Annotated in this window: 19 protein-coding genes; 7 read left to right on the top strand and 12 right to left on the bottom strand. The window is 67.3% G+C overall.

The window, feature by feature from the left end; translation table 11 throughout:
* Positions 1 to 85 precede the first annotated feature (85 nt).
* From HDC37_RS07315 to HDC37_RS07290, 6 genes are all read left to right on the top strand, one after another.
* Positions 86 to 394: a hypothetical protein gene (locus HDC37_RS07315; RefSeq protein WP_179559762.1), complete on the top strand. Its 309-nt coding sequence runs from the start codon at positions 86 to 88 to the stop codon at positions 392 to 394.
* Between the two features lie 124 nt (positions 395 to 518).
* On the top strand, positions 519 to 851 hold the full coding sequence (locus HDC37_RS07310) for an ATP-dependent DNA ligase (protein ID WP_179559761.1): 333 nt from the start codon (positions 519 to 521) through the stop codon (positions 849 to 851).
* Complete coding sequence (locus tag HDC37_RS07305) at positions 851 to 1,102, top strand: hypothetical protein (protein ID WP_179559760.1); 252 nt, start codon at positions 851 to 853, stop codon at positions 1,100 to 1,102. Before HDC37_RS07310 ends, HDC37_RS07305 begins: the two co-directional genes overlap by 1 nt.
* 39 nt (positions 1,103 to 1,141) lie before the next feature.
* A complete protein-coding gene (gene pdxH / locus HDC37_RS07300) occupies positions 1,142 to 1,786 on the top strand; it encodes a pyridoxamine 5'-phosphate oxidase (RefSeq protein ID WP_179559759.1) in 645 nt (214 codons plus the stop codon).
* Positions 1,787 to 1,908: 122 nt separating this feature from the next.
* On the top strand, positions 1,909 to 3,258 hold the full coding sequence (locus tag HDC37_RS07295; protein ID WP_179559758.1) for a GGDEF domain-containing protein: 1,350 nt from the start codon (positions 1,909 to 1,911) through the stop codon (positions 3,256 to 3,258).
* 169 nt (positions 3,259 to 3,427) lie between these two features.
* Complete coding sequence (locus HDC37_RS07290; protein WP_179559757.1) at positions 3,428 to 4,519, top strand: epoxide hydrolase family protein; 1,092 nt, start codon at positions 3,428 to 3,430, stop codon at positions 4,517 to 4,519.
* Between the two features lie 56 nt (positions 4,520 to 4,575).
* Here HDC37_RS07290 and HDC37_RS07285 read toward each other — a convergent pair whose 3' ends face one another.
* Complete coding sequence (locus HDC37_RS07285) at positions 4,576 to 5,781, bottom strand: DUF418 domain-containing protein (protein WP_179559756.1); 1,206 nt, start codon at positions 5,779 to 5,781, stop codon at positions 4,576 to 4,578.
* A 46-nt stretch (positions 5,782 to 5,827) separates the two neighbouring features.
* Here HDC37_RS07285 and HDC37_RS07280 point away from each other — a divergent pair, with 46 nt between their 5' ends.
* Positions 5,828 to 6,409, top strand: a complete 582-nt coding sequence (locus HDC37_RS07280; protein WP_179559755.1) for a TetR/AcrR family transcriptional regulator — start codon at positions 5,828 to 5,830, stop codon at positions 6,407 to 6,409.
* Between the two features lie 169 nt (positions 6,410 to 6,578).
* Here HDC37_RS07280 and HDC37_RS07275 read toward each other — a convergent pair whose 3' ends face one another.
* From HDC37_RS07275 to HDC37_RS17510, 11 genes are all read right to left on the bottom strand, one after another.
* Positions 6,579 to 6,785: a hypothetical protein gene (locus tag HDC37_RS07275; protein WP_218869483.1), complete on the bottom strand. Its 207-nt coding sequence runs from the start codon at positions 6,783 to 6,785 to the stop codon at positions 6,579 to 6,581.
* Between the two features lie 37 nt (positions 6,786 to 6,822).
* Positions 6,823 to 7,749: a hypothetical protein gene (locus HDC37_RS07270; protein WP_218869481.1), complete on the bottom strand. Its 927-nt coding sequence runs from the start codon at positions 7,747 to 7,749 to the stop codon at positions 6,823 to 6,825.
* 137 nt (positions 7,750 to 7,886) lie between these two features.
* Positions 7,887 to 8,225 carry a helix-turn-helix transcriptional regulator gene (locus HDC37_RS07265; protein ID WP_179559752.1) on the bottom strand — a complete coding sequence of 113 codons (339 nt, stop codon included), beginning with the start codon at positions 8,223 to 8,225 and terminating at the stop codon, positions 7,887 to 7,889.
* A gap of 65 nt (positions 8,226 to 8,290) precedes the next feature.
* A complete protein-coding gene (locus tag HDC37_RS07260) occupies positions 8,291 to 9,217 on the bottom strand; it encodes a phosphotriesterase (RefSeq protein WP_179559751.1) in 927 nt (308 codons plus the stop codon).
* A complete protein-coding gene (locus tag HDC37_RS07255) occupies positions 9,214 to 10,032 on the bottom strand; it encodes an IclR family transcriptional regulator (protein WP_179559750.1) in 819 nt (272 codons plus the stop codon). Before HDC37_RS07255 ends, HDC37_RS07260 begins: the two co-directional genes overlap by 4 nt.
* A 65-nt stretch (positions 10,033 to 10,097) precedes the next feature.
* Entirely contained in the window at positions 10,098 to 10,475 is a 378-nt protein-coding gene (locus tag HDC37_RS07250; RefSeq protein WP_179559749.1) for a RidA family protein, read from the bottom strand.
* The gene (locus tag HDC37_RS07245; protein ID WP_218869513.1) at positions 10,472 to 11,335 is read right to left on the bottom strand and encodes a fumarylacetoacetate hydrolase family protein; all 864 of its coding nucleotides are present in this window, start codon (positions 11,333 to 11,335) and stop codon (positions 10,472 to 10,474) included. The genes HDC37_RS07250 and HDC37_RS07245 overlap by 4 nt, the downstream gene beginning before the upstream one ends.
* Before the next feature lie 5 nt (positions 11,336 to 11,340).
* Positions 11,341 to 12,393: a hypothetical protein gene (locus HDC37_RS07240; protein ID WP_179559747.1), complete on the bottom strand. Its 1,053-nt coding sequence runs from the start codon at positions 12,391 to 12,393 to the stop codon at positions 11,341 to 11,343.
* A gap of 161 nt (positions 12,394 to 12,554) precedes the next feature.
* Positions 12,555 to 13,655: a zinc-binding dehydrogenase gene (locus tag HDC37_RS07235; protein WP_179559746.1), complete on the bottom strand. Its 1,101-nt coding sequence runs from the start codon at positions 13,653 to 13,655 to the stop codon at positions 12,555 to 12,557.
* Between the two features lie 53 nt (positions 13,656 to 13,708).
* A complete protein-coding gene (locus HDC37_RS07230; RefSeq protein ID WP_179559745.1) occupies positions 13,709 to 14,602 on the bottom strand; it encodes a 3-hydroxyacyl-CoA dehydrogenase family protein in 894 nt (297 codons plus the stop codon).
* The gene (locus HDC37_RS17510) at positions 14,599 to 15,657 is read right to left on the bottom strand and encodes an amidohydrolase family protein (RefSeq protein ID WP_218869479.1); all 1,059 of its coding nucleotides are present in this window, start codon (positions 15,655 to 15,657) and stop codon (positions 14,599 to 14,601) included. Before HDC37_RS17510 ends, HDC37_RS07230 begins: the two co-directional genes overlap by 4 nt.
* Positions 15,658 to 15,729 lie beyond the last annotated feature (72 nt).

Below are 15,729 nucleotides of genomic sequence, written 5' to 3'. Positions count from 1 at the left end.
GGGCGGTGCCGGGCCGGTCGACCCGGCACCACCCGTCGTCAAGGAGATGAGGACATTGCGACGACTTCACTACTCAGGCGGTTACGTGCTGACCTCGGACGAGGTGAGCACGGCTCTCCTGCGATACGCGCGCGCCCTGGCCGACACCCACACGTCCGATGTCGTGTCGATTCCGGTCCTCGAAGAAGGCGGGGCGCGCGGCTCGGCCCACTTCCTGATCGGGCCGGCGAGCCAGCTCTACTCGACACCGGTCGCTGAGGCGGTCGAAGAGATCAACGACCCTGAGCTCGTCCAGGAGCTGCAGCGACGTGCGAACCGCCTGCAGCCGTCGGTCGCCGAGTGGCCGGACATGATCGATCACCACGACGTGGGGTACGGCGAAGACGACTTCTGACGAGCAGACCCGCCGTACCACCCGGCACCTGCGCTGGTCAACCATGTTGCCACCGCAGGTGCCGGCGTTCAGCGTGGGAGGTATCCCCCAACCCTGACGAACACCGAAACCCAGGAGGTGCCCGGTGGGAAAATTCATCTATGACGGGCTCGTGAAGGTCGACTTCGAAGATCGCCTTCTTCTGCATCTGCAGATGGTCATCGCGGCGAAACTGCGGCGGGGCGAAGCATTCAACTTCACCTGGAAGGACGACAGCAGCATCGGCGACGGGCGCACGACCGTCTGGGTGCACCCGCGGTGCTCGATCGTCTACAAGTTCTACGGCAGCCGGCGGCCCGCGATCAATCGCGCCTGGATCGAGGCTCTGGCGTACACGGCGAATGCGCCGACGGGACTCTACATCGTGCCCGAGCCTCAGACCGACCAGCTCCGGATCGACGAGGCGGGAGTCATCTGATGAAGCGCATCGACATCATCTACGGCGGTCAGCTCTTCAGCGTCGGTGGGCGCACCGTCGAGGGTCTGACGCGTGAGATCACGCAGGCGGTCGCCGACAACGGCGGATGGCTGACCGCCAACGACGGCGAAGGGGAGCGTCGGGAAGCGCTGCTGTTCATCGGACCCGGCGTGCCGATCGCGATCGTGCCGATCCCGGATCCGCCGCAAGAGCCGGAGGCGGATGCCTCTGTGACGAGCCTCGGCCCGTGACGGGCTGCACCCTCCGCGCCATCGCCTAGGGTCGGTGCTGTGATCGACCCACTCGCCCGCCACACCGATTACGGCAACCTCAGCCTGGATGAATCGGATGTCGGAAGCGACCCGATCGCGCAGTTCTCGACCTGGCTCGAGGATGCTGCAGCGCGAGGCGTCTACGAACCGAACGCCATGGTGCTCGGCACCGTCGACGCCGACGGCACGCCCTCGAGCCGAACCGTACTGCTGCGCGCCGTGGACGCGAAGGGCTTCGTGTTCTACACCGACAGATCATCGAGGAAGGGCCAGGCCCTTGCGGCGCACCCCGTCGCGACCCTCCTCTTCCCCTGGTACACGCTGCACCGGCAGGTGATCGTGACGGGCGACGTGGCTCTCGTGGACGACGCCGAGTCGGACGCGTACTGGGCCTCGCGCCCCCACGGGTCACGGATCGCGGGAACGGCGAGCGCGCAGTCGCAGCCCGTCGCGTCGCGGGCCGAGCTCGATGCGCGCGTCGCCGAGGTCGCGGCGGCCTTCCCCGAGGGACGGGAGGTGCCACGCCCCGCACGCTGGGGCGGCTACCGGTTGCGACCCCATCGCATCGAGTACTGGCAGGGCCGCACGTCGCGCCTGCACGACCGTATCGTGTTCACACGCACGGGCGACGAGGCATGGAGCGTCGCGCGCCTGCAGCCCTGAGCGCGGCCCGGTCGCCACCTCGACGGTGTGAGCCCCATGCTACATTCGAGGCGCTTCGCGGAGAACAAGGGCGCCGATCCGTGTCCACATGACGCCTGCGCGTCGCGGAACGGGAGCGAGCGGTGAACGACGGTGATGCGCTTCCGGCAGGTGTGGTGCACCTCCATGCGAGTGGAGTCATCGCATCGGTGAACGACTGGTTCGCGGAGTGGATCAGTCGATCTCGGAAAGAGCTGGTGGGCCTGGCCCTCGATGACGTGCTGACCTACGCACACGACGATTTCTTTCCCGACGGACGGGGTCCTGGTCCGTGGATGATGCTCGACCGGCGAGACCCCGGTCGCGCCGTCATCGTCTCTCGAGAGCACAGCCGAGAAGGACAGACGCTTCTGCTCCTGGAGGCATCCGCGAGGTGGCGTGCGCTGCGCGACCTCCGGCGCGATCACGATCTGGCCGACCGCACGAGCACACGCCTGCAGTTGCTCATGGACTCCTCCGTCGCCTTCTCCACAGCCACGAGCGAGGATCGACTCGCCACCATCCTCGCCGACACCGCGGGGCGTGCCTACAACGCGGAGCACGCGGCGGTCTACCTGCATCATCCGGACGGTCGAACCACCCTCGTCGCCGGACACGACCCTTTCAACGGGGAGATCGACTCCGAGTCACTCATCGCGCTCGTCAGCGCGCCACGACGGACCCTCGCGCTGTCCGGGCCGGACGAAGGCGAGAGCCTCCACCCAGGCCTGGCGCCGGCGATGCGGGCAGCGGGGGTGCACGCGCTCATCGCGACGCCCCTGCATCACGAGGAAATGGACTTCGGGGCCTTCATCGCCTGGTTCCGACACGAGCGCACCTTCGACCACGAGGCGGCACCGCTCGCCGAGGCCCTCGCCGGACAGGCGGCCCAGGCCCTCGCGACGCTGCGGCTCCAAACCCGGCTTGCCTTCGCCGCCACCCACGACGACGTCACCGGCCTTCCCAACCGGCGCCATCTCGAGGACCAGCTGCGAGCCATCGTCGGCCAGACCGCATGCGCGGTCCTCTTCGTCGACCTCGACCGGTTCAAAGAGGTCAACGACCGCCTCGGCCACCACGCCGGCGACCGGATGCTTCGCGAAGCAGGCCGTCGCCTCCTCGCCGCTGTTCGGATGCAGGATCTGGTCGCGCGCTATGGTGGCGACGAGTTCGTGATCGTCTGTCCGACGGCGGACGTCTCCGCCGCCCAGGCCATCGCCCGAAGGGTGCTCGCACTGTTGCATGATGGCGCGACCGGGCGGGTTTTCGGAGCGAGTATCGGCATCGCCACCGCGCCGGCAGGAAGCCCTTCGACCGCCGAGCAGCTCATCCGTACGGCCGACACGGCGATGTACCGGGCGAAGGAAGCCGGCGGGAATCAGATCATGAGCGCTGTCGGTGGACCGATCACGCTCACCGGCCCCGTCGCCTCCGCTCCGCCGGACGTGGCGTGAACTCCGCGGATCGTCGTGTCCGACGCGATGGCGACGGCCGCTGAGCACGCACTCGTCGGCGCGCCCTGAACCGACCCACGTCGAGGTCGAGGCTCTCCGTATTCGCGGGAGTCTTCGGCTCGGGGTATCTTCCGTCAAGGCGTTCTCTCGGGCAGGATCGGCATCCACCATGAAACCTCCGCTTCACGTACCTGAGTCCGTTCTCCACGACCTGCGTGGGAGGCTGGACAGCACCCGATGGCCGGATGCGGTCGTCGACGACTGGTCGTGGGGCACTCCTGTCTCCCCCCTCGAGGCACTTGTCGACAGGTGGCGAAACGGCTACGACTGGCGCGCGACGGAGGAGCGCATCAACGCGTACGATCACGGTCACGAGAGAATCGACGGTCTCAACGTCCACTTCATCCGCGCAGGAACGCGCGGGGCTACTCCCCTCCTGTTGCTCCATGGGTGGCCCGATAGTCCGCTGCGCTTCGAGAAGTCCATTCCCCTTCTTGCTGAACGGTTCGAGCTCGTCATCCCGAGCATCCCGGGCTATGGGTTCTCCGACCGCCCGCCGCATCCCGGCTACGGTCCCGGACAGATAGCCGACCTGCTCGCTGCTCTCATGGCGAGGATCGACCTGCCGTCGTTCGGGGTCCATGGCGGGGACATCGGCAGCGCGATCGCTGAAGAAATCGCGCTGCGCCATCCGGAGCACGTCGTGGGGCTTCACCTCGTGGACGTGCCCTACTGGCACCGCTATGCATTCGACGCGTCCACGGCGACCCCGGACGAACAGGCCTTCCTTGATGCGATGACAGCGTGGAGCGTGAGCGAAGGCGCGTACGCCGCCCTCCACCGCACCAAACCTCAGACGCTCGCTTACGCCCTCGAGGATTCCCCGGTGGGACTTGCCGCATGGTTCCTCGAGAAGTTCCACGCGTGGAGCGACTGCGCCGGCGATGTGTGGACCGTCTTCTCGCCCGATGAGCTGATCGACAACGCCATGGTGTACTGGGTGACACGCACGGCCGGGTCCGCCATCCGCTACTACCGGGACGCCGCCCTCCATCCCGGCGACCCCGCTCGCCGGGTCACCGTGCCCACGGGGTTCACGATCTTCCCGAAAGACATCGCTCACCCGCCGCGGTCGTACGCAGAGCGCTTCTTCACTGTCGCGCACTGGACGACCATGCCGCGCGGCGGGCACTTCGGGGCCTGGGAGGACCCGGCAGGATTCGCTCGCGACGTCACGGTGTTCTTCGACGCGATCACGTGACGCGCGCGCAGCACGTCCAGCCGAGCGCGTCCACGTTCAGGTGGGGCCCGGAACTCTCAGCGACCATTCCCTCGCCTTGCGCTGCCGGGTGACCGCATGAGCTCGACAGGCTGACCACGGGACCACATTCGAAGGAGCCATTCCAGAGGGCCGTAGCGGAAGACGTGCAGCCACCATCGGGACAAGACATCGATCATCACCCACACCGCGAGGCCTATGAGCACTGCCGCCCACACAGGAACCTCGCCGAAGAGCCCGAGACCCCATCCACAGAAGATGGCCGCGAACACGACCGACTCACCGAGGTAGCCGGTGAGCGACATCCGTCCCGCCGGCGCCGCGAGAGACAGCACACGCGACGATGCTGAGGCCGCCACGGCCAGGTACCCTGCGGCCAACGCCGGTGCCGTCCCGAAGCCGATGGCGATGCTCGCGGTCGCGGTGAGCTCACTGCCGTCTCCGAAGACAACCAACCATCCGGCGACGATCCCTCCGGGTACGCCGAGCGTGACCGCGGCGATCTTGAGCCGGCGCCATAGGCGCGGAAAACGCTCGGGCGTGGCGAGAATGCCCGCGCGGGCGGCGACGAGACCGAGGAGGAACATCCCCAGCGCGAGGGGGAGATTGACGATCGCCTGAAAGGCGAGCGCGTCGGGGAGGGCTTGCAGGCGACCTGCGGCTCCCTCGAGGAATCCCCCGCGGAGTGCGGCATCGAGGGCGCTCGCATCACCGACGAATCCTCCCGTTGCTGGGGCCGAGCTCGAAGCGAAGGCCATCAGGGCGCTGAGAATGATCAACCCGGCACTGCAGACGCAGATGGCGGCGATGAGTATCGCTCGCGAGGAGCGGGAGATCAGCAGCACCAGCGCCAGCCCGATGACGGCGTAGCCCATGAGGATGTCGCCGATGAAGATGAACACGGCGTGGATGGCGCCAAGAACGAAAAGCCCGAGAAGACGCCGCAGGAATCGAGTCCGTTGCCGTCTGAAATCCTCCGATCGATCCCGCGCGGCGGGCATCATGAGGTGCGCGCTGTAGCCGAAGAGAAAGGCGAACAGGAGATAGAACTTCCCCTGCGCCAGCATCACGACGAGAAATGCGGCGATCTGATCGAGCGGGGAGCTCAGATCGCCGTAGAGGCCGTCGTTCGACACCGCGAGAAAGGGAGCATTGACCACGACGATGCCCGCCAGCGCGAAGCCGCGAAGCGCGTCGGGCAGCAGTTGCCGAGATGCGCTCGACTGCGGTGCTGAAACATTCATGTTCCATACGGTACACAATTGTTTCGCCCCCGGGTAGAGTGGGAACGTGGACAGAAACGAACTCATCGATGCACTTGCTGCCGCTCTTGTCGAGCGTCCACGGTCCTCGCTCGGCGATCTCGCCTCTGCCGTGGGCGTGAGCAGGACGACCTTGCACCGGCGATTCCCTACCCGGGAGGACGTTCTGGAAGCGGTCGCTGACTCTGCGACCGGCCGATTCTCCGATGCCTACATCGCTGCAGACCTCGCCTCGGCCTTCGAGACGGACGAAACCGCGGATGCATCGACTACTCGGTTCATCCGGCTTGCCGAGCAACTGATCCCCCTTGGCGCACACGTAGCGGTGCTCCTGCGGTCGGGTCTCATCGACGACGCCGCGGACGGCCCACCCGTGACCGTCACGACGGAGCTCGACGCCCCGCTTCTCGACGCCGTCAGCCGGGGGCAGAGTCGCGGCGTTTTCCGTGGCGACCACCCTGCCCGCTGGATAGCCGAGTCATTCTTGACCCTGACGTACCTCGGGTGGGAGCAGGTGAGAGCAGGCGTCATCGCGCCCGCCTCTGCAGCGACGATCGTGTTCGAGACGTGGATGAAAGGGAACTGCGATAGTCGCAGGAACTCAACCTAGAGGCTTGTGCTTCAGAGTCTCACTCCGCGTTGGCGAACCGTCGGCGGGTCTCTGCGGCCCTCGAACGCGCCAACGCCTCGCGGATGGGCGACGAATCTCACGATGTCGGCGCCGCCCTTGTGGGCATCCTGCAGGGGCGCTGACGCGGCATCGCCGCGCGCGCCGCGATCTAGGTCCGGACCTTTTTGAAGACCCGGAATGAGGCGTGCGCGATGATCATCAGCAGGCCGAGCGTGCCGAGCGGAACCCCGACCATCGCAAGGATTCCCGCCCCGATGTTCGCGTCCGGCGCGGCCGGGTCCAAGAGCAGAACCACTCCGACGAGCATCGCGAAGCCGCAGCCGAGAAGGACCGTACCGATGTAATGCATCTTCATGATCTCCCCCAGAGTGTCAGACGCCGATCCGACAACCCTACGTAGCCCCTACTCCTCGACAGGGCCAAGATCGGCGCTGGCGACGAAATGACACGACGGGCTCGATGATCTGGTTCATCTCGATCAGGATGAGTTCGTTCACGCCTGCTCGTGTGAGCGGTGCGGGCACGAAGAGGGTCGGCTGAGGCCTGCGCCTCGAGTACCTTCCGAGGACGTATCCGTTCAGGACAGCAAAGCCCGTTCCAAGTGTGACCGTGTCGAGGTGCAGATCCGTCGGGGCCTGAAGCGTGAAGGAGCCGCGGAGCCCGGCCCTTCCCGTGGCTGGGCCGACCGGAGCGCGCGCGATCGTCTCGGCGAGACCCTGCAGATCGATAGGCTGCGCCTGCCACCCCGTCAGCGGCTCTCCCGAGATCAGGACCCCGCCGGCGATGCCCTTGGTCTCACCGATCGACGGGCCATAGTTGATCCTGCCTTCGTCCTCGACGATGACCGTGAGTGCGCGCACCGGGGGAAGCACTGCGGCGCGGTCACCATCCGCGCGGGACAACTGCGCGACCCTCATTCCATCCACTTCGAGCCACGCCCGGTCGCGGATCTCTCCGACGACGAGGGCTGCTGCAACCGCGCCGTCGAACACGCCCTCGGGTATCTTGCAGTCGTAGCGGACGAGGACTGCCCCCGCGTCCAGGTCCTCGAACGCCGGCGGCTCCGCGAGGTGTGGGCCGCGAAGATTACAGGGGCCGTACGCCCAGCTCGTCGTCACGTGGCCGACCACGCCATTGTTGAGCGGACGAGCACCTGGGCCGGGTCCTTCGCGTCCGTGAACTGCAGGCGACGCCGGGTCAGCATCGCGGCGACCTGCGCCGGCGCACCGCCCGCCAAATGCTGCAGTAGGTGAAAGCGGGTGGGTAGCCGGCCTCCATGAGCTCTCGGCGACGGGATCCGCGACCGCGTCGAACGTCACCGTATCGAGGTTGCGTCGGTGTCCGGCGACATGGGCGCAAGCGATTCCGCCCGCTCCGACGGGACCGATACGAATCGGTTCGTCCTATATGGGTCCTTCCTCGATCGGCACGCAGCTGTCGTCCGTTCGACCGACACTCAGCGCTCCACTTGTGTCTCGACCGACTGCAGAAGAGGAAGCAGCCACTCGTCAATACTGAGGAAGGTGTTGATTTCCAGCTCGTGGCGGAGACTTTGCCGATCGCGGGTAGCCTTCACGACCCCGGCCGCCCGGAGGATCTTCAGGTGATGCGAGGCTGCGAAACGAGTGATCTCCACAGCGGTCGCGACCTCACTGATGGTCAAGCCGGCGGCAAGCGACCTGGTCCGACCTGTAACCGCTTCTGCCAACAATCGAAGAATCAGGAGCCGCTTGACGCTCCCAAGCGCAACGAAAATCTCTTGCAGTCGCTCCTCGGAAGTCACTTCGTCACTCACCGGCAGTCCCGCGCGCGTGTACGCACCGTGGACACGAATCGAGGCGGTGGTCGTGCACGGTGCGCTCAGCGGAACACGAAGGCGCGAGCAGGGTTCAGCACGGTCATTTGATGAATGTCCGAGTCAGACAAACCCCGCTCTCGCAGCAATGGGATGACGTTGGTCAGGACGTTGTCATACCCGACGCCACCGTACGCGGCGAGCTGACCGAGTTCGCAGATGTCGTTGGAGAGCATCACCCGCTCCGCCAGGCCGCGCTGGCACATCTCGACGATGTTGTCGATCCGGAAGGAGAGCGGTGCGTACCCCTGCACGAAGGCAAGATTGTCGATGTTGATCCACGCGCCACGCTCGGCGATCGGCAGCATGTGCTCGACGCCTTTGCGGTCGCCGAGGTGCGAGACGATGACCGCCCCCGGGTCCACGCCCTCCTCCGCGAGCAAATCCAGCTGCTCGAGGGCTAGTTCGCCCCAGTGGGTGGTGTGGGTGAGGATCGGCACGCCCGTCTCGGCGTGTGCACGGCCGGCCGCGCGGAACACGCGCTCCTGGTGCGGCGTGATGTGTCCGCGCTCGGTGCCGATCTCGCCGATGAACCCTGGCCGGATCCCGGTCTCACCCACTCCCTCGGTGATCTCTCTCACGAGGACCGCGGCGAGCTCGGAGGTGGAAGTCGTCGTAATCGCAGGCGGGTAGACCACTTCGCGATACCAGCCGGCGCCCATGACGATGTGGACTCCGGATCCCCGGCTCAACCGGGCGAGTGCTTCGGGGTCGCGCCCCAGCCCCACGTTGGTGGGGTCGCACACGGTGCCGCCGCCGGCCTCGCGAAAGCGCACGAGCTCGGCAAGGGCGATCTGCTCGTCGTCGAGAATCGCCTCGTAGAGCTGGCGGAGGCCCCAACCGTCCACGAGGATGTGGTCGTGCGTCAGGGTGAACCCGAGCTGCTCAGGTTCGACGTCGCCGAGAACCGTGGTTACGCGTCCCGTGGTCATTCCGCCCTCCCCTCCGCGAGACGTGGAGCTTCCCCGGCTGACGATGCCGTGTCGAGGGCGCGCGAGATCGCGTGAGACGCGACGCGAAGCACCTCGATCATGCGATCGCTGCTCACCTCACCGTTGTCCACCCGAGCTTTGGGCACCGAGAAGCTCAGGGCCGCGGCAACCTGGCGCTGCCGGTTCATGATCGGAAGGGCGACGCAGTACACGCCGTGCGAGTACTCGCCGTCGTCGGTGGCGTAGCCCTGACGCCGCACCTCCGCGAGCACTTCGATGAGCCGGTCGCCGGAGGTGATCGTCCGCGAGGTGTAACCGGGCAACTCCTGGCCCGCGAATCGCTCCCGCAGGACGCGGTCGGGCAGTCCACTGAGCAGCGCCTTCCCGATACCGGTCACGTAGGCGGGAAGCCGGCTACCGACGTTGGAGACGAGCCGCAATGGCTTTGTGCCCTCCACTTTGTCGAGATAAACCACGTCGAGGTCGTCCAAGATGCCGAGCTGTACGGTCTCGTCGAGCGCCTCGTTCGCTTCGCGCAGGTAGCGTCGCGCCCGGATGACGATGTCACGGCTGCGGCGGAACGCCTGGCCGACCTCCCAGGGACGCACACCGATGGAGTACCGGCGATCGTCGGGGTCGAGCGTCAGCCACTTCATCGCCACGACCGTGTGCAGCAGCCCGTGCAGGCTGCTCTTCGGATACGGCAACTGCTCTGCGAGCTCGACGAAGGTCACGCCATTCGGATGCCGCGCCACGACCTCGAGGAGTTCGAGGGTGCGCTGGGCTGACTTGACGTTCTGCCCCTGATCACTCATCGCCGACCTCCCCTGCGTTCGTGAACTGACCGCTGCACATTGTCGCACCGCCCATCTTCACGCCGTCAGTCCGCTACGACCGCAAGCAGGTCTGCCTCGACCAGCAGCGGGGCGGGTAGCGTGACTGTCACCGTCGTACGCACAGGCAGCGGATCAGTGAAGAAATCCGCGTAGACCTCATTCATCTCGGCGAACTGGGCGGGATCGGTAAGGAATACACGCACCTGGATGACGTCCGTCAGGTCGGCGCCTGACGCTGCCAGCGTCTCTCGAAGGTTCTCGAGAGTTTGCCGGAACTGGAGCACGAAGCCCTCCGCGACGCTACCGTCGGCGCGGATCCCCGCCTGGCCCGCGCACGCGACCACAGAGCCCCTCCGACGGCTCTGCGAATAGGGTCCGGCAGGCCGCGGCGCCCGATCGGTGTGTCCAACGATGTCGTTCATGCCGTGACCTCCTCGGTCGGGAAGGGAGCGACGGTGTGCTCGATCTCGCCGAGTCCGTCGATAGTCATCCGGACGGTGTCGCCGGACGAGAGGTAGGGAAATCGGCCGGAGAGCGCGACACCCTCGGGAGTGCCGGTGAGGATGAGATCGCCCGGCTCGAGCGCCATCACCCGAGCGAGCTCGGTGAGGATCTGCGCGACAGGGAACACCATGTCGGCTGTCGTGGAATCCTGTCGCGGCTGGCCATTGACCCATGAACGCATGCGCAGCGATTGCGGGTCGGCGATCTCGTCCGCCGTAGCGATCCACGGGCCGAGCGCGCACGATCCCGGGAAACTCTTTCCCTTCGACCACTGGCCGCCGGAGCGTTCGATCTGCAGCCACCGGTCGCTGAGATCGTCGGCGAGCACATAGCCGGCGATCGCCGACATCGCCTCCGCGGGGCTGACACGGCCGTGCAGCGGTGCTCCGATCACCACGCCCAACTCGACTTCCCAATCGATGGTCGAGCGTGCGTCGGTCGGAACGATGGGCTCGTGGGGGCCGCACACTGTGTTCGTCTTCTTGAAGAAGATCACGAGCTCGTCGGGCGGGGACGACCCGGACTCCGCGGCATGCGCGGCATAGTTCATCCCGATGCAGACGATCGACGTCGGCGATCCAAGCGCGGGACCGATCCGGACGCCGTCGGTCGCCACGGGCCGCAACGTCCCCGCATCCAGCGCGGAGCGAAGCCGTTGCAGCCCATCGCCGGCGAAGAACCCGGGATCGATGTCGTCGACGACGGCGGTGGCGTCGAACCACATCACGCCGTCCGCGCTGACTGTCGCGCGTTCGTATCCGGGCTCGCCAGTTCGCATGAGCTTCACTGATGCTCTCCTTCTGTGCCACGCAGCGCCCGGGCGGCTGCGGTGACCGCTTCCGCGATCGTCCGTCCGTCGCCGTGTGTCAGCCCCATCGGGTTGACCTGGAGCACCCCCCGCCATGCCTCTGATTCCTCGAGGAAAATGGGTTGGTCCCGCTCGCGGAGGGCGGTCACGAACGAGTCGGCGTCGAGTCCCGCAGCGGCCAGATCCAGTTCGAGTACGGGCACGCCCAGCACAGAGGTTTCGTGCCAGATCACTGGGATGGTGCCCGGTTGAAGCAGTGCGCGCAGCTGTTGGAGCTCGCGGATGCCGGGTTCGTCGTCTGCCCCGGGCGCCTCGACGTATCGGGTTACGGCGGCGATGAGTCCGGCGATCTGCTCACGCCCGACCTTCATTGCGCGCCCGATGCCTTGCCGGGGCGGGGTGAGCGGTGTGGTGCTGCGGGCTCCGCGGATCCAGGTCGCCTCCCGCTCATCCATGTCTTGGTGCTGCAACGCGACCAGATCGACAAGTCCCGCGTGTCCGCACAGGATGCCGCTGGCCTGCGGGCCACGGAAGTGCTTGCCGCCACTCAGAGCCACGAGCGCGGCGCCCGCATCCATCCACCGGTGCAGGTTTTCGAGCGGGGGCGCGTAGAGCGCGCCGTCAATGAGGACGGGTATGCCGCGGCGCGCGGCGAGTTCGCAGATGGCGGACAGTGGGGGATGATCGCCGGGGCGGCCGGGCCGGTAGAGCACGCCCGCTGTCTCGTCGTCAAGGGCGCGGTCCACCTCGCCGAGGTGCGTCGTGGCGGGGTAGCCCACCACCCGCAGCCGGGCTCCGGCTGCCTCCAGCGCGCGGTCATAGGGATCGCGGTGCGCGGCAAGCACGACTATGTCGCGCGGGACGCCCTCAACGCGGGGGAGCGCGTCGATCTTGGCCGCGTCCTCGCCCGCGATGATGGCCGCGGTCGCAAGAGTAAGTGCGGCCGACGCGCCGGAGGTGACATACGCGCTCTCGACTCCCAGCATCCTGGCCAGCTCGCGCCCTGCGGACCGCTCCAACTCGTCCATCCGGACCGGGTAGTGGGTGGCGTCTGTCATCGCCGCGACGACGGAAGGGTGCAATGCGACGCCCCCTAGCCGGGTTGCCGGCCCTACGCCGTTGACGACGCGACGCACACCGATGCTCGCGAAGATCCCCCCTTCGTCCCCTCCCCGCTGAGCCCCGGCGCTCATGATGCGTCCGCAGCTGCGCGGAGAGGGGCTGCCGCTCCAGCGTCCGAACCCGTCTCCGCGCCGTCCGGAGCAAAGCGGATCAGCACCTTGCCTGCGACATCGAGAGTTCGGGCCAGTCGTGCGAATGCGGCGTCAGCGAACTCAGGTGCCACGACGTCGCTGACCAGCACGTTAAGGTCGACCGTTCCCTCCGACACCCAGGCTGCCGCCTCCTCGAAGGTCTTGGCCGGGTAGGTGAAGCTCCCCACGAGCACGCGTTCGTCAGTGCTGATGCGATAGGCGTCGAGTGCCACGTTCGGTTGGGCCATCCCGACAAGGCACACCCGCCCGCCCAGCATGGTCGAACGCAGCGCGTCCGAAATCGTCGCGGTGTTCCCGACCGCGTCGATCGCGACGTCGGCGCCGAGTCCGCCCGTGAGTTCGCTCACGGACTGCGGCACGTCGGCGCCGCTCGGATCGATGACTTCGGCTCCAAGCGACGAACAGATCGAGCGGCGGGCCTCGTTGGGCTCCGACACGAAGACGCGCTCGGCGCCGTCGCGGATGGCGGCGAGCACACAGGACTGCCCGATCGGGCCGCCGCCGATGACGAGGACCGCCTGCCCCTCGACGCCCCCCACCCGGTGGACGGCGTGGATGGCGACGGCGAGAGGTTCGATCAGTGCCGCGTGCAGGGGGTTGGCCAGTTCCGGCAGCACAACGACGTTCGTCACAGGAACGGCGTATCGCTCGGCGAACGCGGAGACGAACGCCGGGTCGACACCGATCACCCGTCGCCGGGGATCGTGCTGCTCCCGGCCCTCGAACGCCCGCACGCGCTCGGGTGGCACGACGACGGGGTTGACCGTGACGAGAGCCCCGACGCGGTAGCGGTCGCGCGAGACGTCGGCACCCACCGCGGCGATCCGCCCCACGGTCTCGTGACCCATGATCTGGCCGGGAACCCGTCGGCCATTGTGGCCGGTGTAGCCATGGATGTCGGACCCGCAGATGCCGGTAGCGATCGTCTCGACCACGACCTCTCCGGGTGCCGGCGACACCTCGTCCAATTCGACCAGACTCAGCCGGCCGATCTCCTCGAGCCTCAGCGCACGCACGGACCCACCTCCCCATTCATAACCGTGAATAGTATTTCATATATCCGAAACATCTATGTTCCCTGTTCATTGCGGATCGCGCCGAGGACGCGGGATATCCGATCGTCGCGGAGCATGGCGAGAGCGCGAGCGCTTTGCGGCGTGTAGTCAAAAACTCCCGCGTTGGCCTTCGTGCCGACCCGCCCCTCTGCCACAAGATCGACGAGCATTGCAGGCGCCTCGAAGCGAGCGCCGTGCGCACGTCGCAACACGTCGAAGATTGCGAGATACGTGTCGAGACCGCCGAGATCCGCATTTGCAAGCGGCCCCAGCGCGGCCAGGCGCGGCGCGAAGGATGACCGCACAATCTCGTCCACGTCTGCCGGAGACGCCCCCTCCTGCACACAGAGCATTGCTTCCCGGATCGCCGCGAACTGAATCCGATTCGCCACGAAACCGGCGGTGTTGCCCACCACGACGGGACGTTTGCCGGCCGCGGCGAGTATCTCCATCACGTGCTGCACCACCGCGGAGGAGGTCAGGTGCCCTGGAGCGACCTCGACGCACGGAATCTCATAGGCGGGATTGAACCAGTGGGTGGCGAGCACGCGGGCGGGATTGGGTACGCACGCGGCAAGGTCGTCGACGTCGAGCGACGATGTATTGGTCGCGAGGATCGCGGTCTCCGGGGCAACGGTTCCGATCCGCCGCCACAGGGCCCGCTTCAGCTCTGCGTGTTCGGGTGCCGCCTCGATGACCAAATCGGCCGCGGCCGACGCTTGGAGGTCGGCGCCGACCGACGGCACCAGCTCGGGCGAAGGCCACCGATGCTCCGCGAAGCCCGTGTTCAGCCGTGCACGCGCGCACTCGTTGGGTTCGACGACGGACACGGCGTGTCCGGCTCGGGCCAGCGCGATCGCGATCCCGCTGCCCATGATGCCGCCGCCCACGACCACGGAGTGGATCATGCCGACCCCCGCTCGTAGACCTGCTGTCCGCCGAGGAAGGTCTGTACCGCCCGGAGTTCGCGTGACGCCCGGATGGTCGCGCCGAAGCCGTCGGCGTACTCGACGTCGGCGTCGACGAGCTCGAGCACGGTGACATCTGCTCGCGATCCTGGCGTCAGCTCCCCTACGGCGAGGCCGACCGCGCGTGCTGGGGTGACCGTCGTGCAACGTAGCACGTCGCCGAGCGGCATCCCGAGCGCGAGGAACCTCGACATCACCTGCGGCAGGTCTCCGACAGTCTTGCTCGAGTACGCGTGGAGGTCGGTGCTGATGGTGTCGGGAGGCTGACCGGCGGCGAGCATCCTGCGCGCGACTTCCAGGCTGAAGCCGGATGCGCCGTGCCCGATGTCCAGAAGCACCCCGCGTTGGCGGGCCCGCGCTACCGATGGTCGCGTCCGGCCGTCGTCGTCGACGACAGCGTTGCCGGGCCACCCCGTGAAGGCATGGGTCAGGATGTCACCCTCACGGAGCGAATCGGCGATCTCGTCTACGCCGACCGGTGGCGGACCGAGGTGGACCATGAGCGGCAGGCCCACGCGGTCGGCGACCCGCCGCGCGGCGGCGAGTGCGGGGAGAGCGTGCTCGCCGCCCACGTCCGCGGACGCGCGTACCTTCACGCCGACCACAAAGTCGCGGTGCGCGTCGATCGCCGCGACTGCCTCTTCCTCCGAGACGTACCACGGCGCGCGCAGCTCCCCGCCGAGGAGGATGCTCGTCGCACCAATCGTCGCGATGTTCAAGAAAGCGCGGATGCCGACCGTCGAACGCTCCAAAGTCGATGCGCGGAATGCTCCGATGAGGTGCGCCCCGGCACTGCCGGTGTCGATCATGGTCGTCGTACCGGAGGGGAAGGCGACACCGTCGGCGTCGACGCCGAGATCCTGGCCGGCGAAGATGTGGGTGTGCAGGTCAACGAGGCCGGGCGACACGATTCGCCCGGTCACATCGATCACGCGGTCGCCGGGCTGTGCGTCCCCCGTCGCGATCACCCCACCCTCGAGTCGAACGTCGGTCACGCGCGCGCGTCCGGTAGCCGGATCGTGCACCGTGCCGCCTCGCAGCACCACGGGCGCAGCGTCCTGATCAGC

Source organism: Microbacterium sp. AK009 (assembly GCF_013410955.1).
Taxonomy (GTDB): Bacteria; Actinomycetota; Actinomycetes; order Actinomycetales; family Microbacteriaceae; genus Microbacterium.
Note: the sequence above shows the minus strand (reverse complement) of the source record. Positions and strands in the feature narration are given on the sequence as shown.

Excerpts from the sequence above, each read along its gene's own strand:
- HDC37_RS07230 (WP_179559745.1), bottom strand. The coding sequence starts at position 14,602 with ATGATCCACTCCGTGGTCGTGGGCGGCGGCATCATGGGCAGCGGGATC.
- HDC37_RS07260 (WP_179559751.1), bottom strand. The coding sequence starts at position 9,217 with ATGACCACGGGACGCGTAACCACGGTTCTCGGCGACGTCGAACCTGAG.
- HDC37_RS07245 (WP_218869513.1), bottom strand. The coding sequence starts at position 11,335 with ATGCGAACTGGCGAGCCCGGATACGAACGCGCGACAGTCAGCGCGGAC.
- HDC37_RS07290 (WP_179559757.1), top strand. The coding sequence starts at position 3,428 with ATGAAACCTCCGCTTCACGTACCTGAGTCCGTTCTCCACGACCTGCGT.
- HDC37_RS07255 (WP_179559750.1), bottom strand. The coding sequence starts at position 10,032 with ATGAGTGATCAGGGGCAGAACGTCAAGTCAGCCCAGCGCACCCTCGAA.
- HDC37_RS07275 (WP_218869483.1), bottom strand. The coding sequence starts at position 6,785 with ATGAAGATGCATTACATCGGTACGGTCCTTCTCGGCTGCGGCTTCGCG.
- HDC37_RS07240 (WP_179559747.1), bottom strand. The coding sequence starts at position 12,393 with ATGGACGAGTTGGAGCGGTCCGCAGGGCGCGAGCTGGCCAGGATGCTG.
- HDC37_RS07305 (WP_179559760.1), top strand. The coding sequence starts at position 851 with ATGAAGCGCATCGACATCATCTACGGCGGTCAGCTCTTCAGCGTCGGT.
- HDC37_RS07285 (WP_179559756.1), bottom strand. The coding sequence starts at position 5,781 with ATGAATGTTTCAGCACCGCAGTCGAGCGCATCTCGGCAACTGCTGCCC.
- HDC37_RS07250 (WP_179559749.1), bottom strand. The coding sequence starts at position 10,475 with ATGAACGACATCGTTGGACACACCGATCGGGCGCCGCGGCCTGCCGGA.